This is a genomic window from Streptomyces sp. NBC_00536 (genome assembly GCF_036346295.1).
Taxonomy (GTDB): Bacteria; Actinomycetota; Actinomycetes; order Streptomycetales; family Streptomycetaceae; genus Streptomyces.
This window is the reverse complement of the sequence record NZ_CP107819.1, coordinates 7,470,671-7,491,993: the sequence shown is the minus strand read 5'-3', so window position 1 is coordinate 7,491,993 and position 21,323 is coordinate 7,470,671. Positions and strand designations below refer to the sequence as shown.

Annotated in this window: 21 protein-coding genes and 1 pseudogene; 9 read left to right on the top strand and 13 right to left on the bottom strand. The window is 73.7% G+C overall.

Annotated elements, in window-relative coordinates:
* Positions 1-93: 93 nt before the first annotated feature.
* The 5 genes from OHS33_RS32000 to OHS33_RS31980 form a co-directional block, all read right to left on the bottom strand.
* Positions 94-1,737 carry a peptide-N4-asparagine amidase gene (locus OHS33_RS32000; RefSeq protein ID WP_330333899.1) on the bottom strand — a complete coding sequence of 548 codons (1,644 nt, stop codon included), beginning with the start codon at positions 1,735-1,737 and terminating at the stop codon, positions 94-96.
* 72 nt (positions 1,738-1,809) lie between these two features.
* Positions 1,810-2,295, bottom strand: coding sequence for a ribonuclease E activity regulator RraA (gene rraA, locus OHS33_RS31995; protein ID WP_330333898.1), 486 nt, complete (start codon positions 2,293-2,295; stop codon positions 1,810-1,812).
* A 130-nt stretch (positions 2,296-2,425) separates the two neighbouring features.
* Positions 2,426-3,274, bottom strand: a complete 849-nt coding sequence (locus OHS33_RS31990; protein ID WP_330333897.1) for a hypothetical protein — start codon at positions 3,272-3,274, stop codon at positions 2,426-2,428.
* Entirely contained in the window at positions 3,271-3,924 is a 654-nt protein-coding gene (locus tag OHS33_RS31985) for a response regulator transcription factor (protein ID WP_330333896.1), read from the bottom strand. Before OHS33_RS31985 ends, OHS33_RS31990 begins: the two co-directional genes overlap by 4 nt.
* On the bottom strand, positions 3,912-5,159 hold the full coding sequence (locus tag OHS33_RS31980) for a sensor histidine kinase (RefSeq protein WP_330333895.1): 1,248 nt from the start codon (positions 5,157-5,159) through the stop codon (positions 3,912-3,914). The genes OHS33_RS31985 and OHS33_RS31980 overlap by 13 nt, the downstream gene beginning before the upstream one ends.
* Positions 5,160-5,337: 178 nt before the next feature.
* Here OHS33_RS31980 and OHS33_RS31975 point away from each other — a divergent pair, with 178 nt between their 5' ends.
* On the top strand, positions 5,338-5,760 hold the full coding sequence (locus tag OHS33_RS31975; RefSeq protein WP_330333894.1) for an LPXTG cell wall anchor domain-containing protein: 423 nt from the start codon (positions 5,338-5,340) through the stop codon (positions 5,758-5,760).
* Here the strand turns inward: OHS33_RS31975 and OHS33_RS31970 are convergent.
* A complete protein-coding gene (locus OHS33_RS31970; RefSeq protein WP_330333893.1) occupies positions 5,757-6,383 on the bottom strand; it encodes a DUF2278 family protein in 627 nt (208 codons plus the stop codon). The two genes, OHS33_RS31975 and OHS33_RS31970, sit on opposite strands and share 4 nt — an antisense overlap.
* A gap of 144 nt (positions 6,384-6,527) precedes the next feature.
* Here OHS33_RS31970 and OHS33_RS31965 point away from each other — a divergent pair, with 144 nt between their 5' ends.
* Together OHS33_RS31965 and OHS33_RS31960 are read left to right on the top strand one after the other, a co-directional pair.
* Entirely contained in the window at positions 6,528-6,884 is a 357-nt protein-coding gene (locus OHS33_RS31965; RefSeq protein WP_330333892.1) for a YciI family protein, read from the top strand.
* Between the two features lie 240 nt (positions 6,885-7,124).
* Positions 7,125-8,450, top strand: a complete 1,326-nt coding sequence (locus OHS33_RS31960) for an RNA polymerase sigma factor (RefSeq protein WP_330333891.1) — start codon at positions 7,125-7,127, stop codon at positions 8,448-8,450.
* Here the strand turns inward: OHS33_RS31960 and OHS33_RS31955 are convergent.
* The 6 genes from OHS33_RS31955 to OHS33_RS31930 form a co-directional block, all read right to left on the bottom strand.
* The gene (locus tag OHS33_RS31955; protein WP_330333890.1) at positions 8,422-8,760 is read right to left on the bottom strand and encodes a thioredoxin family protein; all 339 of its coding nucleotides are present in this window, start codon (positions 8,758-8,760) and stop codon (positions 8,422-8,424) included. The two genes, OHS33_RS31960 and OHS33_RS31955, sit on opposite strands and share 29 nt — an antisense overlap.
* Before the next feature lie 81 nt (positions 8,761-8,841).
* Positions 8,842-9,042, bottom strand: a complete 201-nt coding sequence (locus OHS33_RS31950) for a ferredoxin (RefSeq protein WP_330333889.1) — start codon at positions 9,040-9,042, stop codon at positions 8,842-8,844.
* 8 nt (positions 9,043-9,050) lie between these two features.
* Positions 9,051-10,244, bottom strand: coding sequence for a cytochrome P450 (locus tag OHS33_RS31945; RefSeq protein ID WP_330333888.1), 1,194 nt, complete (start codon positions 10,242-10,244; stop codon positions 9,051-9,053).
* A gap of 127 nt (positions 10,245-10,371) precedes the next feature.
* Positions 10,372-11,370 carry an MASE1 domain-containing protein gene (locus OHS33_RS31940; protein WP_330333887.1) on the bottom strand — a complete coding sequence of 333 codons (999 nt, stop codon included), beginning with the start codon at positions 11,368-11,370 and terminating at the stop codon, positions 10,372-10,374.
* Positions 11,371-11,501: 131 nt separating this feature from the next.
* Positions 11,502-12,335: a PP2C family protein-serine/threonine phosphatase gene (locus OHS33_RS31935; protein WP_330333886.1), complete on the bottom strand. Its 834-nt coding sequence runs from the start codon at positions 12,333-12,335 to the stop codon at positions 11,502-11,504.
* Positions 12,336-12,420: 85 nt separating this feature from the next.
* Complete coding sequence (locus OHS33_RS31930; protein WP_330333885.1) at positions 12,421-13,386, bottom strand: pirin family protein; 966 nt, start codon at positions 13,384-13,386, stop codon at positions 12,421-12,423.
* Between the two features lie 110 nt (positions 13,387-13,496).
* Here OHS33_RS31930 and OHS33_RS31925 point away from each other — a divergent pair, with 110 nt between their 5' ends.
* From OHS33_RS31925 to OHS33_RS31900, 6 genes are all read left to right on the top strand, one after another.
* Positions 13,497-13,886: a tetratricopeptide repeat protein gene (locus OHS33_RS31925; RefSeq protein ID WP_330333884.1), complete on the top strand. Its 390-nt coding sequence runs from the start codon at positions 13,497-13,499 to the stop codon at positions 13,884-13,886.
* 632 nt (positions 13,887-14,518) lie between these two features.
* Positions 14,519-15,724 carry a methyltransferase gene (locus OHS33_RS31920; protein WP_330333883.1) on the top strand — a complete coding sequence of 402 codons (1,206 nt, stop codon included), beginning with the start codon at positions 14,519-14,521 and terminating at the stop codon, positions 15,722-15,724.
* 83 nt (positions 15,725-15,807) lie between these two features.
* Positions 15,808-16,599, top strand: coding sequence for a MerR family transcriptional regulator (locus OHS33_RS31915; RefSeq protein WP_330333882.1), 792 nt, complete (start codon positions 15,808-15,810; stop codon positions 16,597-16,599).
* A gap of 107 nt (positions 16,600-16,706) precedes the next feature.
* Positions 16,707-17,342, top strand: a complete 636-nt coding sequence (locus OHS33_RS31910; RefSeq protein WP_330333881.1) for a DUF6230 family protein — start codon at positions 16,707-16,709, stop codon at positions 17,340-17,342.
* A complete protein-coding gene (locus OHS33_RS31905) occupies positions 17,333-17,824 on the top strand; it encodes a DUF6114 domain-containing protein (RefSeq protein ID WP_330333880.1) in 492 nt (163 codons plus the stop codon). Before OHS33_RS31910 ends, OHS33_RS31905 begins: the two co-directional genes overlap by 10 nt.
* Entirely contained in the window at positions 17,821-18,483 is a 663-nt protein-coding gene (locus OHS33_RS31900) for a hypothetical protein (RefSeq protein WP_330333879.1), read from the top strand. Before OHS33_RS31905 ends, OHS33_RS31900 begins: the two co-directional genes overlap by 4 nt.
* A gap of 75 nt (positions 18,484-18,558) precedes the next feature.
* Here the strand turns inward: OHS33_RS31900 and OHS33_RS31895 are convergent.
* Positions 18,559-21,317: pseudogene (locus OHS33_RS31895) on the bottom strand (penicillin acylase family protein).
* Between the last annotated feature and the right edge of the window lie 6 nt (positions 21,318-21,323).

Genomic DNA, 21,323 nt, shown 5'->3' with positions numbered 1-21,323 from the left:
CGGACGGCAGAGCCGCCCGTACGGACCCGGATGGTACGAATGTCACTGCCGGGGGTCACCCGGCGGTGTCACCGCGAGGCATCCTCTGCCGGGTCAGCAGCGGCGCAGGTCCTGGGTGAGGGTTCCCTGCGCGCTGGCGACCGTGCGGTCGTAGCAGCCGTCGGAGCCGGTGAGCCGGTAGCGCTCGGTGCTGGTGCCGACCGCGTGGCGCTGATCGCGCGGCACGCCCGAGGTGTAGGCGGCGTCACCCGTGTAGCGGTCGTCCAGCCGCGACCAGGACAGCCGGGTGCCGTCGTCGCGCACGGAGGCGGTGTCGGCCCGGTCCCCGAGGGAGATGACCGTGCGCAGCCGGTTGTCCGTACCGAGGGTGGTCTCGCCGTTCATGCTGTAGGCGCGCCGGGTGCTGGTGGTGGTCCGCCCGCTGGTGACGCTTTCGTCGTCCGACCAGTCGGCGGCGAGGGCGTCCTGGTTCTCCCCCTCGGTCCAGCGGTGCGCGGAGGTACTGGCCAGGGTCCGGGTCACGGTGGTCGTGACGCGGCCGTGCGAGGTGTTCAGGTATCCGGCGGTGGTGAGCCGGTGGCCGCCCTTGGCGTCGACGCGGTTCTGCGAACCGGGCGTGAAGACGGTGGAGTTGGCCGGTTCGCTCTGCTCGGCGCGGGTCAGCGCGCCGGTCACCACGGCGCGGCCCGGGTCCTGCCAGAGCAGCAGGTTGGCGGGGGTGCTCCAGCCGCTCTGTCCGGCGGGGACGCCCGCGACGGAGACCTCGACGCGGTGCGCGAGGCCGTCGTTGAGCAGGGCGGCGAAGGGGGTGAGGTCGTAGACGACGGGCTGCACGTCGAAGGCGCGGGGCGCGGGGGTGACGTACCAGAGGAAGGGGTTCGACCAGCCGCCGGTCCACACGGTGGGGAACGGGGCGGCTATGCCGGCGAGTTGGCCGTCCACGGCGATGCGCACCTCGCGGTGGGGGCCCTCGGCCGCCTTGCAGGAGTAGGGGGCGGCCTCCGGGGTGGCCAGGTACCAGAACTCCTCGCAGCCGCCGCCCGAGCCGGTGGCGTACACCTCGGCGAGGATGCGCTCGGTGTTGCGCGGGGTGGTGAGCGTCGGGGAGGTGAGCGGGAGGACCCGGTCGGGGACGGTGGCCGGGCGGGCCGTCCGGCCGTGCTCGGCGGCGTAGAAGGTCAGGGTCACCTTGACGTCGATGACTCCGGTGTAGGTGTCGTCGACGACATTGCCGATGAGCATCTCGACCGGCTGCGGGGTGCGCAGGGTGGGGCTGTAGCGGGTGACGTCCTTCTCGACGGACCAGGTGATGCCGTCGGGCGAGGGCTCGGGGGTGGAGGTGCGCAGGACCTCGACGCCGCCGACGGAGAGGTGGCCGAGCCGGTCGAACTGGCGGCCCTTGACCTTGCCGTCGAGGCGGAGCACCACCTTGCTCCAGGAGGTGCCGCACCCGGTGGGGGGCGTGTAACTGCCCTGGTACGGCGTGAAGTCGCGGAACTGGGCTTCGGCGAGGGTGACTTCGCAGGAGCGGGTGGCCGGCTTCGCGACGGGCGGGGCGGCCGTGAGCGGGTCGTGCCAGTCGGTGCCGAACTCGGCGGGCGGGGTGGCGGTGGCCTGCGCCCGGGCGCCCTGGGCGGCCGGGGTGTCCGGCGCGGCGGCGGCCGGGCCCGCGCCGGACAGGGCGGCCGCCGCGAGCACGAGGGCGCCGAGCGCGCCCATGATCTTGTGTCGTCTCATGGCCGGGTAGTCAAGCGCGGGGCGGGGCGGACGCGCCAGGGCCGCGGCGGATTTCTGGCGCGTTCGCGCCGGTCAGCTCCCGGCCGGCACGACCACCACTCCGTCGTCGTCGCAGTGGACCGTGTCACCGGGGCGGAAGGTGGCGCCGTCGAAGGTGAGCGTCCCGTCCACGGTGCCCGCGCCGGTCTTGCCGCTCTTGCGCGGGATGGTGCCCAGCGCCTTGACGCCGAGGTCGAGGCCGCCGAGGGCCACACTGTCGCGGATCGCGCCCCGGATCACCAGCCCGGCCCAGCCGTTGCGCGCGGCCGCGCCCGCGATCAGGTCACCGACGAGCGCGGTGCGCAGCGAGCCCGCGCCGTCGACGACGAGGACGGCGCCGTCGCCCGGGCCGTTCACCAGCTCGCGCAGCAGGGCGTTGTCCTCGTGGCAGGACAGGGTCCGCACCGGTCCGGCGAAGGCGCGGCGCCCGCCGAACTGCCGGAACTGCGTGCCGCAGATCTCCAGCCGCTCGCCGTGCTCGTCGTACAGGTCGGCGGTGGGGACGGGGGTGACGGTCATGGCGGTTCACTGCTCCTCGGTGGTACGGATCGCTGCACACGGACAGGGCGTCGGGACGGGCATCGCCGCCGGTCAGCCAGGGTAGGCGGTACGGTCCCGGGCGCACCGGCGGGGGCGGCGACGGCCGGGGCTACGGGTAGCCCGCCTCCGCCCGGCCCGAGTCCGCCGAGAGGTCGAGGCGGCCCGGTGCGGCCGGGTCCGCGAGTCCCCGTGCCACCTCCAGGCTCCCGGCGCCCACCCGGCTCGTCACCTGGAAGCGGGTGGCGACGGGCACGGTGACCGCGACCTTGCCCGAACCGGTGCGGGCGGTGATCCGGTCCGGCGGGGTGAGGAAGCGGGCGACGGCCGAGCCCGTCCCGGAGCGGATGTCGGCCTCCGGCGAGGTGAGGGCGGTGGCCTCCAGGGAGCCGGAGTCGACGACGGCCCGCAGCGGGCCGCGCAGCGCGGTGAGGCGCAGCGTTCCCGAGTCCGTCCGCAGGTCGACGGCGCCGCCGAGGCCGCTGATGTCGACCTTCCCGGATCCGCCGGTCACCTTGACCGGGATGCCCGCGGGGACGGTCACGCCCAGGTCGATCATGCAGCCGAGGCCCGCGCCGAGCGCGGTGTCGACGCCCGGGCAGTGCGGTGTCAGCCGCAGGGTGCCGCCGAGCCAGCTCTCCTCGATCTCGGGCCGCCCCAGCGACCAGCGGACGGCGGCGCGGTAGACCACCCGCTGGTCCGCGCGGGGGCTGACGGTCACGGCCGCCTCACCGGCGTCGATCTCCAGTGCGGTGACCGGCCGGTCGGCGCTGGTGCCGCTCAGGGTCCCGCTCTCGCCGGCCCAATGGTGGCTCCAGGCCCACCAGGCGCCCGGGGCGACGACGAAGACGGCGCTGAGCGCGGCGGCCACGGTCCACGCGGTCCGGTGCCGGGGGCGCGGGTGCGGGCGCCCGGCCGCGTGCTCCGTACCCGCGGCGCCCGCCGCGTCCTCGCGGCTCACGGGGATCCGTCCAGGAAGCGGAGGACCGCGAGGACCCGGCGGTGGTCGCCGTCGGCCTGCGGCAGGTCGAGCTTGGCCAGGATGTTGTTGATGTGCTTGGCCACCGCGCTCTCGCTGATGACGAGTTCGGCCGCGATGCCCGCGTTGGAGCGGCCCTCGGCCATCAGCGCGAGCACCTCGCGCTCGCGCGGGGTCAGCCGGTCGAGCGGGTCCAGTCCGCCGCCGCGGCGCAGCAGCAGCTGGGCCACGACCTGCGGGTCGAGCGCGGTGCCGCCGGCCGCGACCCGCTTGAGGGCGTCGATGAACTCCTCGACGTCCGCGACCCGTTGCTTGAGGAGGTAGCCGATGCCTCCGGTCTGTGTGGCCAGCAGGTCGGCGGCGTAGCGTTCCTCGACGTACTGCGAGAGCAGCAGCACGGAGGTCCCCGGCCACTGGCGGCGGATCATCAGGGCGGCCCGGACCCCCTCGTCGGTGAATCCCGGCGGCATCCGGACATCGACCAGCGCGAGGTCGGGGGCGTGTTCCTCGACGGCGGCGAGCAGACCCTCGGCGTCCCCGGTTTCGGCGGCCACCTCGAATCCCGCCATTTCGAGGACTTTGACCAGCCCTATTCGCAGCAGCACCGAGTCCTCGGCGATCACAGCGCGCACGGCAGCTCCACAGTCACGACGGTCGGGCCCCCGAGGGGGCTGTTGATCACGATGGTTCCGTCGACCGACCCTACGCGCTTGCGCAGGCCCACCAGTCCGGTGCCGCCCGCGGGGTCGGCGCCGCCCACCCCGTCGTCGGTGACGGTGATGCGCAGCCGGTCGCCGTGACGGCGGGCGACCACCTGACAGCGGTCGGCCCGGGCGTGTTTGGCGACGTTGGCGAGGGCTTCGGAGACGACGAAGTAGGCGACGGCCTCGACGGTGGGGCCCGGCCGGTCCGTCAGGTCCACGGTGAGTTCGACGGGCAGCGGGGCCCGGGCGGCGATGCCGGAGAGGGCCGCGTCGAGCCCGCGGTCCTCCAGGACGGCCGGGTGCAGGCCGCGCACCAGGCTGTTGAGTTCCTCGATGGCTTCCTTCGCCTCGCGGTGCGCCTCGTCGATGACGGCCTTCGCCTCGGGCGGCAGCCCGGTGAGGGTGGCGCGGGCGATGCCGAGGTTCATGGCGAGGGAGACCAGCCGTTGCTGGGCCCCGTCGTGCAGGTCCCGTTCGATGCGGCGGCGTTCGAGGTCGGCGGCGTCGAGGACACCGGCCCGGCTCTCGGCGAGGTCCTCGACCCTGCGCTCCAGTTCCCGGGCGCGGTTCGGGCCCAGGAGCCTGCGCGCGAGGCCGGTGTCCAGCCGGGCGAGGCCCGCGGCGAACCAGGGCATGAGGAGCAGCAGCAGCGCGCCGAGCACGGTGAGGAGGACCTGGTCGTCGGTCCAGCCCATGGCGCGTTCGCTGACGGGCCGCATCCACGACCAGGCGAACACGCTCGCTCCCGCGACCCCGCCCGCCCAGCCCAGTACGACCAGCGCCCCGCCCAGCCCGGCGAGCGGGCTGACCAGGAGGTGGTATCCGTACTGCCGCCAGGTCGATTCGGCCCGCAGCCGCTCCAGCCGGCCGCGCGGGGACCACCAGGGCCGCTCGTGGCGGACCTCCGGCACGTCCACGGCCAACAGGGACCACAGGCGGCTGCGTTGGAGCCCGGTGAGCAGGGGCTGGAGGACCAGCAGGAGGAGCAGCACGGCCGGGGCGCGGCCCGGGGCCACGAAGAGGGTGGCGATCGCGGCCGTGGCGGGCAGGGCCGTCGGGACGGCGGCGACGGTGAAGACGGTGTTGCGCCGGGCCCATGCCGACCCCGGCGTGTGCCCGGCGATCCAGGTGTACGTACGCCGCAGCGCGCCGGAAGGTGCCATGCGCATACGGTAATCGCACTGGTCAGGGACCTGCCACCACCCTGGTGCCCGCTCGGGGGTGTAGCTGGTGCCACCCCCCTTTCGGACAGTGCCGCTACTGACCGCGGGCCCCCCTGGCCAGCAGAGTTGTCACCGTGCCCGGGGGACGGACCGCCGGGCCGGAGGGAGTTCCACCGCCATGACGCTCGTCGCCCCGCAGTTCCGGACCCGCGGCGCCGCCCGGCCCGCCACCGTGCTCGCGGCCGTGCTCGTGGCCGCCGGGATGGCGCTGGTGCCGTGGATAGCGGTGCTCTCGAACACCCTGCCGCACACCGCCGAGGTCGCGAACTGGTCCACCGCGTGGATCGGTCTGGACGTCATGCTGGCCGCCGCCCTGTCCGGTACGGGGCTGCTCCTCAAGCGGGGCGACGCCCGGGCCGGGGCGCTGGCCGCGGCGACCGCCGCCCTACTGGTGCTGGACGCCTGGTTCGACGTGACGACCTCGGCGGCGGGTGACGCGCGGATGACGGCGGTGGTGCTGGCGGTGTGCGCGGAACTCCCGCTGGCCGCGCTGTGCGCCTCGGTCGCGGCCCGTCGCCCGGCCGCGACCCGGACTGCCTAAGCCGGAAGCGGGTGGCCGTCCTGGTCGGTCGCGTCCGCCTGGGTGGAGAAGCGGGACAGGAACGCGTCGTACCGGCCGTCCGGGCGCCGGACGAGGGTGGCGCCGTCCTGCCAGGTGCCGTTGTCGGCCCACCACTGGGAGCCGTAGGGGTCGCCCTGGTTCTGGTGGACGTTGTGCATACCGAGCCCCTCGTCGAAGGGCTCGCCGAAGACCAGTACCTCGCGGCCGGGCACGAGGAGCGGTTCCAGCGCCTGCGAGGCCTCCAGGTAGGAGCCCGAGTTCCACGGCCGCGGCGGACGGCGACGGAAGAGGCCGCGCGGCCGGTCCGCGAGCGCCGGATGGCGGAGGTAGTCGAGCGCGCCGGACCCGGAGGCGGGTGACAGGTCGTGGTAGCCGGGCGTCGGCGCGTCCACCGGTTCGAGCACCGACGGGTACAGGGTGAGGACCTTCCACCGCACGCCGGTGCTGGAGTGCTTGCTGTCGACGTCGATCGCGCACGCGTACCGGCCCGCCGGGGTGTCGACCTCCAGGTGGACGTGGAACCAGCGTCCCTGATCGTCGGGATCGTCGCGGAAGTGCCGGAACAGGGTCCCGGCCAGTACTCCGTAGTTCGCCAATGGCATGGCCCCAGTCAACCACCGGTGGCCGCGCGGGCGCCGGAAAAGAATCTTCCGGCGTGTGTCGATCCCGGCGAGCGCCGTTCGACGTATGAGTGAGGGGCGGGGAAGGACCCCCGCCCCCGTACGGAACGGCACAAGGAGTACGTCATGCCCCGCTACCTTTCGATGATCCGCCTCGACGAGGCCAACGCCCCGGCCGAGGGCCCCAGCGACGCGCTGATGGAGCGGATGGGCCTGCTCATCGAGGAGATGACGAAGGCCGGGGTCCTGCTGGACACCGCCGGTCTCACGCCCACAGCGCAGGGCGCCCGGGTGACCTGGGAGGGCGGCCGGACCTCGGTCGTGGACGGCCCGTTCACCGAGGCCAAGGAGGTCATCGGCGGCTACGCGATGCTGCAGGCCAAGGACCTGGCCGAGGCGATCGAGTGGACGAAGCGCTTCCTGGCCGTCCACGAGGACTACTGGACGATCACCTGCGAGGTCCGCGAGGTCGCCGAGGGCTAGGGGGTGTCTGATGGATCTCCGCGGCGTCGCGACGCCCGGCACGCGCTCTCGCCGCACCGGCCGAAAGCCCACGTACAACCAGTACGCGAGCTTCCGGCCGGCACGCCGAGAGCACGCACCGGACGCCGCTCCTTACCCACGGAGATCCACCAGACACCCCCTAGGCCGGACCCCGCAGACCCCGCGGTCCGGCCCGGCTTCGTTGCCGGGCCGGGCCGCGGGGTGCTCTGATGGGTCGCCGTGAGCAAAGACAGCACGGCCGGCCCGGTCACCACGGCCCGCACGGTGGAAACCGTCTTCCGGATCGAGTCCGCGCGGATCATCGCCGCGGCCGCGCGGATCGTGCGGGACGTCGGGCTCGCCGAGGAGATCGCCCAGGACGCCCTCGTCGAGGCCCTGGAGCAGTGGCCGCGCACGGGGGTCCCGGACCATCCGGCGGCCTGGCTGACGACCACCGCCCGCCGCCGGGCCGTCGATCTGGTGCGCAGGCGCGAGACCTACGCCCGCAAGCTCGCCGAGCTGGGCCGCGACCTGGACGAGGCGGCGTACGATCCCGAACCGGCCGGCCCGGACGACATCGACGACGACGTGCTCCGGCTGATCTTCACCGCCTGCCACCCGGTGCTCCCGCCGGACGCCCGGATCGCGCTGACCCTGCGGCTGCTGGGCGGGCTGACCACGGACGAGATCGCCCGGGCGTTCCTCGCCCCGGAGGCCACCGTCGCCCAGCGCATCGTGCGGGCGAAGCGGGCCCTGGCGAAGGCGGGCGTGCCCTTCGAGGTGCCGTACGGGCCCGAGCGCACCCAGCGGCTCGCGGGGGTGCTGGAGGTCATCTACCTGATCTTCAACGAGGGCTACTCGGCCACCGTCGGCGAGGACCTGATCCGCCCGGCGCTGTGCGAGGACGCGCTGCGGCTGGCCCGGCGGCTGGCCGCGCTGATGCCCGCGGAGGCCGAGGCGCACGCGCTGGCGGCGCTGCTGGAGATCCAGGCCTCGCGGACGGCGGCCCGCACCGATCCGCAGGGCCGCCCGGTCCTCCTGGCCGACCAGCGGCGCGGCCGCTGGGACCGGCTGCTGATCCGGCGCGGGTTCGCGGCGCTGGCGGCGGCGGGCGAGCTGGGGGGTGCGCCCGGGCCGTACGCGCTGCAGGCCGCCATCGCGGCCTGCCACGCCCGGGCCCGTAGCTACGAGGAGACCGACTGGACGGCCATCGCCGCGCTGTACGGGCGGCTCGCGGCGCTCGTCCCCTCCCCGGTGGTCGAGCTGAACCGTGCGGTCGCCGTCTCGATGGCCGAGGGGCCGGAGGCGGGCCTGGCGGTGGTGGACGCGGTGGCCGGGGCGCCCGTACTGAAGGCCTACCACCTGCTGCCCAGCGTCCGGGGCGAACTGCTGGCCCGGCTCGGGCGGCCCGCGGAGGCGCGGGCGGAGTTCGCCCGCGCCGCGGAGCTGACCCGCAACGCGCGGGAGCGGACCCTGCTGCTGCGCCGGGCCGAGGCGGTCGGCCGGGCCGGGGCGCCGGACCCCGCGGACGCTCCGGTCAGAGAGCCGCGTCCAGGAACTCCTTGAGCCCGGCCCGGTCCAGCGGCCCCTCCCGGGTGGCGACCACCTCGCCCGCCGTGACGAGCACGAACCAGGGCGCGCTGGTGACCCCGTAGCGGGCCGTCGGGCCCGGGCAGCGGGTCATGTCGGCCTTGACGGCGGTCAGCCGCCCGCCGTACGCGTCGGCCGCTTCCCGGACCAGGGCGTCCATTTCCTTGCACACGGCGGCGACCTTGGGCCAGGTCCCGGTGAAGTACGCGAGGACCGGGCCGGGGACGTGTCCGAGGATGAAGTCGAACTCCTCGTTCTCCAGCGGTTGGTGGACCCGGCTCGCCATCGGTGCTCCTGGGGTGGTGATCAGTGCGGCAGCACCATCATGCGAGCACGGGCCCCGCCCCCGCCAACCGGGGGCCCCGCCTCAGGCGGGCCGTACGGCGATGGCGCCCACCGGGCAGGCCCGGGCCGCCTCGCGCACCAGGGCGCTGCCGCCGCCGTCCTCCTTGCCGGGCAGCAGTTCGCTGAGCCCGTCGTCGTCCTGCGTGAACACTCCCGGTGCGGTCAGGGCGCACTGTCCGGCGCCGATGCAGATGTCCTTGTCGATGTCGATGCGCTGGGTCACGGCGGGGCTCACCAGGTCACGGGGAGTTCGAGCATCCCCTGGATGGTGTCCCCCGGTTTGAAGGGGATCCGTTCGGCCGGCGCGGCGAGGCGCAGCCCCGGGAGCCGCTCGAAGAGGGCGCCCAGCGCGATCTCCATCTCCGCGCGGGCCAGGTTCTGCCCCAGGCACTGGTGGATGCCGAAGCCGAAGGCGACGTGGTGGCGGGCGGGCCGGCGCCAGTCCAGGGCGTCGGGTGCGGGGTAGGCGGACTCGTCGCGGTTGATGACCGAGGTGGAGAAGACCACCCCGTCGTCCTTGCGGATGGTCGCTCCCGCGATGTCGATGTCGACGGAGGCGACCCGGAGCATGCCGTCCGCGATGGAGAGGAACCGGAGCAGCTCCTCCACGGCCGCGGGCATCAGTTCCGGCTCGGCGCGCAGTTCGGCCAGCTGCTCGGGATGGCGCAGCAGGGTGAAGGTGCCGAGCGAGATCATGTTGGCGGTGGTCTCGTGTCCGGCGATCAGCAGGATCGTGGCGAGGTCGACGAGTTCCGTACGGTCCACCTCGCCCGTGGCCAGCCGCTGCTCGATCAGCTCGTCGAGCAGTCCGTCCCCGCCGGGCTCCGCGCGCTTGCGGTCGATCAGTTCGCCCAGGTAGCCATTGAGTTCGTCGCGGGCGTCCTCGACCTCGGCAGCGTCCTTCCCGCGCAGCAGGCGGCGCGACTGGGCCTCGAAGAACTCGTGGTCGGCGTACGGCACCCCGAGCAGGGCGCAGATCACCATCGACGGCACGGGCAGGGCGAAGGCGCTGACGAGTTCGGCGGTCGGCCCGTTCTCGATCATGGCGTCGATCAGCCGGTCCACGGTCTCGCGGATCTGCGGCCGCAGGGCCGCCGTGCGCTTGAGGGAGAAGCTGGGGATCAGCATCCGGCGCTGGACGTTGTGCTCGGGGTCGTCGAACCCGAGCAGCGCGACCCGGCGGTTCTGAAGGCCCTTCAGCCGGGCCACGGTGTTGGGGAACGCCTCTTTCGTCCGGTCGGAAGAGAGACGGGAATCGGTCAGCAGGGCCCGCGCCTCGGCGTGGCCGGTGACCACCCACACGGAGCGGCCGTCGTAGAGGGTGACCCGGGAAAGGGGCCGCGCGTCGCGCAGCGGCTGGTAGGCGGCCGGCGGGTGGTAGGGGCAGGTGCGGTCCTGGGGAAAGGCAACGGCGGGTTCTGTCATGAGTTGACCTCACAAGCGATCGATCGGTCGTGTGCCGCTCCCATTAGATGCCTCAGGCACCTATTGATGCCATGTGAAGTTCGGCCAAATCACCCGGCCACATCACCCGGCCGGCAGCGAGGCCGGATCAGCCGCGCTCACCCGGGTCCGGTCCCGGGTCCGGCGGCGGCCATCCCTGCGCCGGCCGTCCCGGTACGAGGCTGTCCACCAGCTCGGCCATGTCCAGGCACGCCTGCTCGATCTTCTCCCGGATGTTCTGCTGCTCGGTGACCAGCGCCGACAGCAGCAGCCCGGTCAGCGCCACGGAACCGTTGAGGGCCTGGAGGTTGACCATCACCTGGAAGAGGGTCTGGTCCGCGAACGGCCCGACCCGGTCGTTCGCCGCCGAGATCGCCAGCACGGACACCAGCAGCACGCAGGGCGCGGCCCCCGGGAGCCGGAACCGCAGGGCGGCCCAGATCAGCAGCGGGAAGACCAGGAAGAGCAGGGCGATCGAGCTGCGGGTCACGAACAGCGACACGAGGACGACGCCGACGGCCAGCGCCCCCGCCTCCGCCCAGCGCAGCGGGTCCCGGGACAGCCCGTACGGCCGGCGCAGCACGAGCAGCAGCGGCGTGAGCACGAGGACCCCCATGGCGTCACCGGCCCACCACGCCGACCAGAACGACCAGAACCCGCTCAGCGGCAGGCTGCCGCTGAGGACCACCACCACGGACCCGACGGTGGCGCTGATCAGCATCGGCACCATGCCGCCCAGGAAGACCAGCGCCACCCCGTCGCCGAGCCGGTCCAGCTCGGCGCGGAAGCCCACCCTGCGCAGCAGCAGGAAGGCGCAGACGGGCGCCAGGGTGTTCCCGGCGAGGATCGCCAGCCCCGAGAGATGGAAGGGGCCGATGGTCTCGATCACGAGGTAGCTGCCGAGGGCGATTCCCGGCCACACCCGCAGTCCCATCCGCAGCAGGCAGCTCAGCGCGACGCCGGTCGGCAGGAACAGGGGCGTGACGACGGCGCCGTCGATCGCGACCCGCTGCAGCAGGCCGATCCGTCCCGTCACGTAGTACGCGACGGCCACGGCGAGGATCCGGAGAACCGCTCCGCAGAGACGTCGCCACCCCTCGTTGCGCACCGCACCATCAGAACACCGTCCCCGCGCCCCGGCGGGGCGTGACACGCGCCCGGACGCCTCCCCCGGGCCGGGGGCCCCACCCGGGACGGGGCCGGCTCACGCGGGGCGGGGCGGGCTCACGCGGGGCGGGCTCAGGCGGGGCTCCCGGCCTCCGCTTCGTGGCACAGGACGAGCACCGCGGCGTCGTCGGCGTGACCGGTGGAGTCCGCCACCTCCATCACCGCGGCGGCCAGCTCCCCCGGATCGGCGCCCGCGCCCTCCCTGACCACGCGCGCCACCCGCGCCAGCCCCTCGTCGATCGGGAAGGTCGGCCCCTCCACCACCCCGTCGGTGAGCAGGACGAACGCCCCCGCCTTGGTCAGCCGGCGGCGGGTCACCGGGTACACGGCGCCCGCCAGCATCCCCAGGGGCACCCCGCCCGCATCGAGGGAGATCCCGTACTCCCCGTCGACGGTCGCCCAGACCGCGGGGACGTGGCCCGCGCGGGCGCTCTCCAGGGCCCAGCTCCGCGGGTCGAAACGCAGGAAAGTGCAGGTCGCGAAGAGATCGGTGTCCACCGACAGGAGCAGGTCATTGGCCCGGCTCAGCACCTCGCCCGGGTCGGCCGCCGAGGCGGCCACCGCGCGCAGCCCGATCCGGACCTGCCCCATGAAGGCGGCCGCCTCGACGTCGTGGCCCTGGACGTCACCGAGGGAGAAGCCCAGCGCGCCGCCCGGCAGCGTGAAGCCGTCGTACCAGTCGCCGCCTATGTCCAGGCCGTGCCGGGCGGGCGCGTAGCGGGCGGCGGTCCGCAGCCCGGGGACGGTCGGCAGCGCGGCCGGGAGCATGCTGCGCTGCAGGGCCTCCGCCAGCTCCACCCTGGCCTGCTGGAACTCCGCCCGCTCGCGCGCCTGTGCGGTGAGCCGCCCGAGCCGGTTGAGCAGGTCGTCGGCGCTCGTCGGCCGCGGGGCACGTGGCGGGGCCATGGACCGCTCCCAGGTGTGAGGACTGCGCGCACATCATATTTCGGGGTGGCCCCCGGCGCCCGCCGGGAGCCGCCCCGAGGCGCCCTCAGCGGACGCGGCCCCGGGGCTTGAGCGGGACCGGGGGGAGTTCCGGCGCCGGGATCGGCGGGCCGTCGTAGCCCTTCACCTCGCCGTAGCGGGTGCCGCCCATCCACTCCGAACGGGCCTGCTGGATCTCCTCGTTGGTGCGGGCCACGAAGTTCCACCACATGAGGATCTCCTCCTCGAACGGCTCGCCGCCCAGCAGCATCAGGCTCGCGTCCGAGGCGGCCCGCAGCGGGAGTTCGGTGCGCCCGCAGCCCAGGTACAGCATCGATCCGGGCAGCACCGGTACGCCGTCCACCACGGCCTCGCCGGACATCGACAGGACCGCGTACTCGAAGTCGGGCTCCAGCGGCAGCCGCGCCCCGGCCCCGGCCGCGAGGCTGATGTCGGCGCCCACGAGGGGGCTGTACGTCGTCCCGGGCGAGGTCGCGGTGTCGAGGGTGCCCATGATCACCGTGGCGGTCAGCCCCGGGGCGGTGACGTGCGGCAGCTCGCCGTGGTGCTCGAAGTGCGGAGCCACACCGCGGTGCGCGTCCGGCAGCGCCACCCAGAGCTGGGCGCCGTGCAGGAAGCGGGCGTGCGGGCGGGGGCTCTCCTCGGAGTGGCTGATTCCGTGCCCCGAGGTCATCAGGCCCAGCTCACGGACCCCGACGGTCTGCAGGCTGCCCACGCTGTCGCGGTGCAGGACCTCGCCCTGGTGCAGCCAGCTGACCGTCTGCAGCCCCTGGTGGGGGTGCGGGGCCACCTGCATCCCGGGCTCGTCGGCGATGTCGTCCGGCCCGTAGTGGTCGACGAAGCACCAGGCGCCGACCATCCGGCGGCCCAGGTTCGGCAGCAGCCTGCGCACCTCGGTGCCGGTGCCGAGGGTGACCCGGCGCGGGCTGAGGAGTTCACGGACCGGTTCGGCGACGACGAAGCCGCGCCCGCCGCATGCGGACAGGGCGGGCTGGCGTTCGAGATTGCTCATGGGCACAACCTACGGTGTTCCGCGGAATGTCCGGCGGTACCTGCGTGTTGCAGCCACCGCGACCCCGCCGACCGAGTAGAGCGGGCAGACCGGCAGAGCCGGGAGGACCGATGAACACACCGACGAACACCTCCGCGACCCCCACCGCCCACGCCCCCGCCGCGTACTACGAGCAGGGCACGGCCGCCGAGCGCTGGACGCGCGCCGGACTGTTCTTCGACGCCAAGGAGTACGTCCCGGCCGCCCGTGTGCTGGAGACGCTGACCGCCGAGGCCCCCGAGCAGCTGGCTCCCCGGCTGCTGCTGGCCCGCGCCTACTACCACTCCGCCCGCCTCGCGCACGCCGAACGCGAGCTGCGCGCCGTGCTGGAACGCTGGCCGGTGGAGGACTACGCCCGACTGCTCCTCGGCCGCACCCTGCAACGCCGGGGCCGCCCCACCGAAGCCGCCCCCCACCTCCGCCTGGCCGCCGCCATGTCCGGCGACCTCCCCCAGCACTGACGGCCCCCGGAGGCGCAGGCACACCCAGCCTCCCCGGCGGGCCGGACGGCACAGCCAAACCCGGCCTCCCCGGCGGGCCGGAGGCGCAGCCACACCCGGCCCGGCGGGCGAGGCGGCGCAGCAACACCCGACCTCCCCCGCGGGCCGGAGGCGCAGCCAATCCCAGCCCGCCCGGCGATTGAGGGCCCGCCGGAGGCAGGAGCGGCTGCGCATCCGGCCGCCGCCCCGGGCTCTGCCCGGACCCGCGCCTCAAACGCCGGCGAGGCTGACAGAGCCCCTGGCGGGCCAGACGGCACAGCCGAACCCAGCCTCCCCGGCGGGCCGGAGCCGCAGCCACACCCAGCCCGGCGGGCGAGGCGGCGCAGCCACACCCGGCCTCCCCCGCGGGCCGAAGGCGCAGCCAATCCCAGCCCGCCCGGCGATTGAGGGCCCGCCGGAGGCAGATGCGCCGCACCTGGACACCACGCCCGGGCCCCGTACCCCACAGGCCCCCGCGGAGCCTCCGCGCCTCGGCACGCCGGACCGTACGCGGGTCGGCACCCGCCCCGACCCCCGCCGCGAGGACGGTCGCACGCCCCGCCGGGGCGGGCCGTGCGGGAGCGGGCCGCGCACTCGGCTAGCCTGGGTCCCATATGAACCGTCTCACCACGCCTTTCGGCTCCCACGAGCTCACCCGCTTCCCCGAGGACTCCCGCGACCGGCTCCGCGCCTGGGACGCCGCTGACGAGTACCTGCTGCGGCACCTCGCCACCGGCACCGGCGACCGCCCGCCGGTGGAGCTGGACGGGCAGGTCACCGTGCTCGGGGACCGCTGGGGGGCGCTGGTGACGGCGCTGGCCGCGCACCGGCCCGTACAGATCACCGATTCCTCGCTCACCCACGAGGCGACCCGCGCCAATCTCGAACGCGCCGGGGCGCACGACGCCGGGGTCAACCTGCTGACCACCCAGGACGCTCCGCCGGAGCGGATCGACGTCCTGCTCGTCCGGGTGCCCAAGAGCCTCGCGCTGCTGGAGGACCAGCTGCACCGGCTGGCCCCGCACCTGCACGCGGACACCGTGGTCGTCGGCACCGGCATGGTGAAGGACATCCACACCTCCACGCTGCGGCTGTTCGAGCGGATCATCGGCCCGACCCGGACCTCCCTCGCGGAGAAGAAGGCCCGGCTGATCTTCGCCACGCCCGGCCCGAAGGCCGGCCGCGAGGCCGCCGCGCCGGGGCCCTGGCCGCTGACCTACACCCTGGACGAGGACTCGGGCGTCGGCTCCGGGCTCACCGCGGTCAACCACGCCGGGGTGTTCTGCGCGGACCGGCTCGACATCGGGACCCGGTTCCTGCTCCAGCACTTCCCCACCCGCACCGGCGCCGCCCGGATCGTGGACCTGGGCTGCGGCAACGGCGTGGTCGGCACGGCCGCCGCGCTCGCCGACCCCGACGCCGAAGTGATCTTCACCGACGAGTCGTACCAGGCGGTGGCCTCGGCCGAGGCGACGTACCGGGCCAACGTCCCGGGCGACGACCGCAAGGCCGAGTTCCGGGTCGGCGACGGCCTCGCCGGGGTCCCGGACGGCTCGGTGGACCTGGTCCTGAACAACCCGCCGTTCCACTCCCACCAGGCGACGACCGAGGCCACCGCGATGCGGATGTTCGCACAGGCCCGCCAGGCCCTGCGGCCCGGCGGCGAGCTGTGGGTCGTCGGCAACCGCCACCTCGGCTACCACGTCCGGCTGCGCAGGCTCTTCGGGAACAGCCAACTCGTCGCGAGCGACCCGAAGTTCGTGGTGCTGCGCGCGGTCAAGCAGGCCCCCGCGGCCAAGGACCGGCCCGCCGGGGAGTGACCCGCCCCGGCGGCGGCCCGGGCAACCCCGGGTACCCGCCAGTACGCGCCAAGGGCGTCCTGATCACGCCCTAGACTCGCCCCGTGAGCAGCAGCCGGGTCGGGCCGACCCCATCGGCGGGCGAGGGCGCCGCGCACCCCGGCGGCGGGCACCCGGCCCGCTACCGCCGGGAGGAAGTCGCCCTCGCGGCGGGCGTGAAGGTGCGCAACCTGCGTTACTACCAAGAGCGCGGCCTGCTCCCGCCGCCGCTGCGCGAGGGCCGGATCGCCTGGTACTCCGACGACCACCTCGCCCGGCTGCGGCTGATCAGCGACCTGCTGGGCCGGGGTTACACCGTCAACGGCATCGCGGAGCTGCTGCGCGCCTGGGAAGAGGGCGGCGGGATCGGCCGACTGCTGGGCCTGGAGCGGGAGATGACCCGGGGCTGGGTGCACGAGGACCCGGTGACGATGACGCTGGCCGAGCTGCGCGCGCTGTTCGGCCCGGCTGCCACCCCGCAGGACACCCGGCGCGCGGCGGCCCTGCGGTACGTCACGATCGAGGGCGACACAGTGACCTTCCCGAGCCGCGGGCTGCTGGAGGCGACCGTGACCCTGGTGCGGCAGGGGGTGCCGCTCACGGAGATCCTGGACGCGGGGGACTTCGTACAGACTCAGGCGGCGGCGCTCGCCGACCGGTTCGTGGGGCTGTTCCGATCGTATGTGATCGGTCCGGACGGGCTGGAGCACCTTTCGGCCACCCAGGTCCAGCACATCACGGATGCGGTGGCGGCGCTGCGCCCGGTGGCGGGCGAGGTCGTGGCCGCCGAGTTCGCCCGCGCGATGGCCCGCCGGGTGGAGACCGAGGTCGCCGAACTGCTGCGTACGGAGCAGTAGGAGTCGGCCGAAACCGGGCGTTCCCGCAACCTTGCCAACCACCATTGGCACTCTTACATTCAACTCGTCGGTAACAACGGTGCACAGCCGATATTCAGGGGCAAACGGTGGAAGATTCCCAGCACTTACCTGACAACGCTGTCAACAGCCCCGACGGACGGGTCAGATGGCGCCGCTTCGCCGTCCTGACCCTCCCGGCCGTGGCGGTCACGGCGGGCCTCGGGATAGCCCTGGCGCAGGGCGCGCTCGCCGCCTCCTTCGCCGTGTCGGGCCAGCAGTTCAAGGTCTCGGCGAACAGCCTGGAGGGCGAGGGCTTCGCGCAGTACGGCAGCGTCGACGTCAACGCCCGCAACGAGCTCATCCCGGTGGCGGTCACCGCCATCAAGGAGGCCAAGCTCCACAGCCTCTGCCAGTCGGTGGTCACCACGCTCCCGCTGATCGGCGACATCTCGCTCAACCTCACGGCGGGCCAGAAGGATCCGGTCGAGGCCAGCAACCTCTTCGTGGACGCGACCCAGCTCTCCGGCGACGCGGTCTTCAGCAACATCGAGATCGGCCGGGACGCCTCCACCCTGGACAAGGGTCCGACCGAGGCCGTCGGCATGCAGGACCTCTTCGCCCAGCAGGCCGACAGCGTCACCATCAGCAACCTGCACCAGACGGCGTGGGCGACCAACGCCGGCACCTTCAAGCTCTCCGGGCTGAACATGAGCATCAGCAAGGGCAAGAAGGAATGCTTCTGACCCGGGGCGGCGGCGACCCGCGGACCGCGACCCCCGCGGGCGGCGGCCGGCGGTCCGGGAGGTTCCGCCGCTGGAGGCGGAGCAGACCCTTCTGGGGCGGAGTCTTCGCCCTGCTCGCGGGAGCCGAGATCTGCGCGCTGCCGCTGGCCCCGCTGAAGATCATGCTCCAGCAGGGCGTGGCGGGGATCCCGTCCGTCCTGATGGGCATCGTCATGATCGTGATGGGGCTCTCCGCCTGGTTCTCCCCTCAGCACCGCACCCTGGCGGGGATCCTCACGACGCTCATCGCCACCGCCGCGCTGGTCCTGTCGAACCTCGGCGGGTTCCTGATCGGCACCCTGCTCGGCATCCTCGGCGGCGGTCTGATGTTCGCCTGGCAGCCCTCCGCCGCGCCGCCCCGTACGTCCGCCACTCCCCCCACGGAGACCCCTCCTCCCGCGTCCCCAGCGCAGGACACCGATCCCCAAGGAGCGCCGTCATGACCCGTACGCGCACCCGCACCGCACTCGCCCTGACCGCCGTACTCGCGGCGGCCGGGGCCCTGACCCTGGGCGCGGTCCCCGCGACCGCGAGCCCCTTACCCCTGGCGGGCCCGACCACCGTCTCGCCCGCCGGTCACGCGTTCAAGGCCACCCTCAGCGGCAAGGCCACCCTCAAGGCCGGTTCGGTCACCGTGACCTGCTCGGTCTCCGTCTCCACGGGTTCGGTTCCGGCCGCGCCCGGCAACCACAACGCGGCCGGGGCCGTCTCCTCGCCCATCTCCCCGCCGACGTACACCTCGTGTACCTCCAGCATCCCGGGGGTGACGCCGACGGTCACCACGAGCGGCGCCTGGACCGTCTCGATGCAGGACGGCTCGCCGGTCACGGCGACGATGACCGTGCCGACCGGTGGTCTGGTCGTGCACACCACCGGCCTCGCCACCTGCACCGTCACCACCGCCCCGAGCGGCCCGGCCGCGGTCGCGGGCAGCTGGGCGAACGGCGCCCCCTCCAGCCTGACCTTCACGAACGCGACCGTGCCCGTCACGGTCACCGGCGGTTTCGGCTGCCCGACGAGCGCGACCAGCTCCACCTTCAACGCCGTGTACAAGGTGACGGACACCACGGACGCGGCGCAGCAGATCACCGTCGGCCCCTGACCGGACCGGCCCGAACGCGGCCCCGCCGTTCCCGGTGCGCACCGGGAACGGCGGGGCCTTCATGTCCCTGGTGGGTCAGCGGTGGGCCGGGAATTCCACCACCTGCTGGTACGTCGGCCGGTTCTGCCAGGTGGTCATCGGGTGGGTGAGCCCGCCCACCGGCCGCTGCACGATCCCGTCCGCGCACCACTGCTTGCCCGCGGCGCAGGTCCCGTCGGCCGGGTAGACGGCGGCCGGGGTCGCGGCCGCCGCCTGCTTGAGGGTGGCGAGCAGGACGTCACGGCAGCCGCTCAGCGAGCCGCCCCCGCAGTAGACCTTGGACGGCGGATCGGCCACCGGCCGCCCCAGGACCATCCGCAGGTCCTCGTCCGCGTAGCTCCACCAGCCGTACTGGAACGCGGACCCGGCGTGCGAACCGGTGGGCCCGTGGCCCGCGTTGGGCGCCTCGTCGATGGTCAGCGAGGCCCGCAGGACGTCGTACAGCGGCGCCCCGAGTCCGGGTTTGAACTCGGCCTCGATGAGCAGCGGCCACCAGGCGTCCATGATGCGGATCGCGTCGGCGTTCGCGTAGGTCTGCGAACCCGGGCTGGTCTCCGTGCGCTTGCTGCCGCCGTCCCGCCACGCGGTGAGCTTCTGCACGGCGGCGGCCGCCGCCGGGTCGGTGACGGCCGAGCTGTTCAGTATGTCGATCAGCTCGGGCAGCAGGTTCTCGCCGCGCAGGTCCGTGACCGCCGCGTCCTCCATGGCCCGGGTGAGCGAGGCACGGGTGACCCCGCCCGCCGCGACGAGGGGCTTGACCCGGTCGTCGAGGAGGCTGGCGCGGTGGACCGCGCCCATCCCGAACCCGGCCGCCCCGTACCCCTTGGCCTGCTTGTTGTTCCAGCTGATGTAGTAGTCCTGCCCGATGGACTGCGGATGTTCGGCGGGCGGGGTGTAGTCGGCCGTGTTCACCGCCGGGTCGAAGCCCTGCCACTCGTAGGCGGCCCGGCCGAAGACGGGGAGCGCGGGGTCGACCCCGGCGGCCCGGACGGGGTTCAGCCCGCTGTTGTAGTAGGCGGCCTCGCGGGAGTCGGCGTAGAACCAGTTGAAGGCGTAGCCGATGTGCTGCGCCGCCTGCTGGAAGGCGTGCGCGTCCGTGACGTACGCCGGGTCGTTGAGCATCTGGAAGCCGATCATCGAGTCGGCTTCGTGGCGGTAGGTCGAGCGCAGCGCGGTGTAGGCGACGGGCTTGCCCGCGACGGTCGCGCGGTGCGTGACGATGCCGTAGCCGGTGCGCCACACCTGCATCCGGTAGGAGCCCGCCGCGGTGCCGTCGGCGACGCTGGGGGTCCAGGCGTTGCTGTGCTCCAGCTTCTCCATGGGGGTGCAGGTCCCCCGGAAGAGGTAGGAGGTGGAGGCGGTGGTCGGGGTGCCCCCGCCCGGCTCGCACAGTTCGACGGCGAAGGTGTCGGTGATGTCCTGCCCGGCGGAGGTCGCGCTCCAGGCGTAGTCCTGGCCGCGCCCGAGCTGTACGTACATGCTCACGCCCGCGAAGGAGGCTCCGCGCGCGCTCAGCCCGGGCCCCTGGAGTTCCTGGAGCATCAGCAACTGGGGTGCCAGATAACCGGTTTGGGGGCCGAAGACGGCGACGGGGTGACCGCTCGCGGTCTTCGCGCCGGAGACCAGCAGCGCGTTGGACATGCTCTGCTTGATCGGCTTCGGCGGGCTGGCCGCGGCCTTCGTGGCCGCCGCGCCCGTACGGTCGTACACGAGCGGTTCGGCGACGACCGAGCCCGCGTCCGGGAGCGCCGTGCCCTGCGGGTTCGCGGGCTTCTGGGCGTAGGGGAAGCTCGTGCCGTCATGGACGGTCAACACGGCCTCGGGGTCCTCCCGTTCGCGGAAGGACTCCCAGACCCGGGTGCCCTCCTCCAGGCCGAACTTCTGCTGGGCGGCCAGGAGCGAGACCGCCGCCTGCACCTCGCCGCCGCCACCGCCGCCGAAGAGTCCGCCGACGACGGAGGCGAGAGCGATCAGGTCGGTGAGCTTGAAGGGCTGGATCTCGCCCGCGTTGGTGATCGAGTCGATGTGGCCGGTGAGCACGTACTCCCCGGGGAAGTAGCGGCCGTCCTTCGACTGCGTCCGGTAGGCGTTGATCCCGTCGACATACGCCTGCGCGTCCTCCATCGCCTGGCGGCCGCGGTCGCCCTCGGTGGTCCGGATCCGGTCCACCTGGGCCTGCAGATCGGCTTCGGTGTAGGGGGCCTGCGGCCAGAACTCCTGCTCCAGGCCCTGGTTGGCGAGGGCGCCGCCCGCGAAGGGGGTCAGGTCCCCGCGGCCGACGTGCCGGAAGAGGTCCATCTGCCACAGCCGGTCCTGGGCGGCCGCGTAGCCCGCGCCGTACTCGGTGCCGTAGCGGGTGGTGCCCTTGATGTGGGGGACGCCGGACTTCTTGTCCCGGGTGATGGTGACATCGGGGCGCGGGCTGACGGTGGATTCGACCTGCGCGGAAGGGACGCCGAAGGCGGCGTCGTTGAAGAAGTCGTTGATCTTGGCGTCGGTGAGGCCCTGGTACCCGCCCGCCAGCGAGGCGTAGCGCGCCAGTTGGTCGGAGGTGTGGGCGGGCAGGGTGCCGAAGGCCTTGTGGAGCAGGATCTGGGCCAGGGTGGCATTGCCGCTCTGGCCGGGCGGGAGGATGTCGGCGCACTGGCCGCCGCAGTAGTCCGCGACGGGGAGCGGGGCGGGGTCGGCGGCCGGTGCCGCCGTGGCGGACGCGAGGGGGGGGAGAACAGGGCGGCGCCGAGAGCGATGAGTCCGGCGGCGACCGCGGTGCGCAGCCGTGCGGTGGGGTGTCTCATACGTGC

Bases quoted from the DNA above. Each gene is read 5' to 3' on its own strand.
- OHS33_RS31980 (WP_330333895.1), bottom strand. From the start codon at position 5,159: ATGGCACCTTCCGGCGCGCTGCGGCGTACGTACACCTGGATCGCCGGG.
- OHS33_RS31900 (WP_330333879.1), top strand. From the start codon at position 17,821: ATGACCCGTACGCGCACCCGCACCGCACTCGCCCTGACCGCCGTACTC.
- OHS33_RS31970 (WP_330333893.1), bottom strand. From the start codon at position 6,383: ATGCCATTGGCGAACTACGGAGTACTGGCCGGGACCCTGTTCCGGCAC.
- rraA (WP_330333898.1), bottom strand. From the start codon at position 2,295: ATGACCGTCACCCCCGTCCCCACCGCCGACCTGTACGACGAGCACGGC.
- OHS33_RS31920 (WP_330333883.1), top strand. From the start codon at position 14,519: ATGAACCGTCTCACCACGCCTTTCGGCTCCCACGAGCTCACCCGCTTC.
- OHS33_RS31905 (WP_330333880.1), top strand. From the start codon at position 17,333: ATGCTTCTGACCCGGGGCGGCGGCGACCCGCGGACCGCGACCCCCGCG.
- OHS33_RS31930 (WP_330333885.1), bottom strand. From the start codon at position 13,386: ATGAGCAATCTCGAACGCCAGCCCGCCCTGTCCGCATGCGGCGGGCGC.
- OHS33_RS31975 (WP_330333894.1), top strand. From the start codon at position 5,338: ATGACGCTCGTCGCCCCGCAGTTCCGGACCCGCGGCGCCGCCCGGCCC.
- OHS33_RS31925 (WP_330333884.1), top strand. From the start codon at position 13,497: ATGAACACACCGACGAACACCTCCGCGACCCCCACCGCCCACGCCCCC.
- OHS33_RS31955 (WP_330333890.1), bottom strand. From the start codon at position 8,760: ATGGCGAGCCGGGTCCACCAACCGCTGGAGAACGAGGAGTTCGACTTC.
- OHS33_RS32000 (WP_330333899.1), bottom strand. From the start codon at position 1,737: ATGAGACGACACAAGATCATGGGCGCGCTCGGCGCCCTCGTGCTCGCG.
- OHS33_RS31945 (WP_330333888.1), bottom strand. From the start codon at position 10,244: ATGACAGAACCCGCCGTTGCCTTTCCCCAGGACCGCACCTGCCCCTAC.
- OHS33_RS31965 (WP_330333892.1), top strand. From the start codon at position 6,528: ATGCCCCGCTACCTTTCGATGATCCGCCTCGACGAGGCCAACGCCCCG.
- OHS33_RS31935 (WP_330333886.1), bottom strand. From the start codon at position 12,335: ATGGCCCCGCCACGTGCCCCGCGGCCGACGAGCGCCGACGACCTGCTC.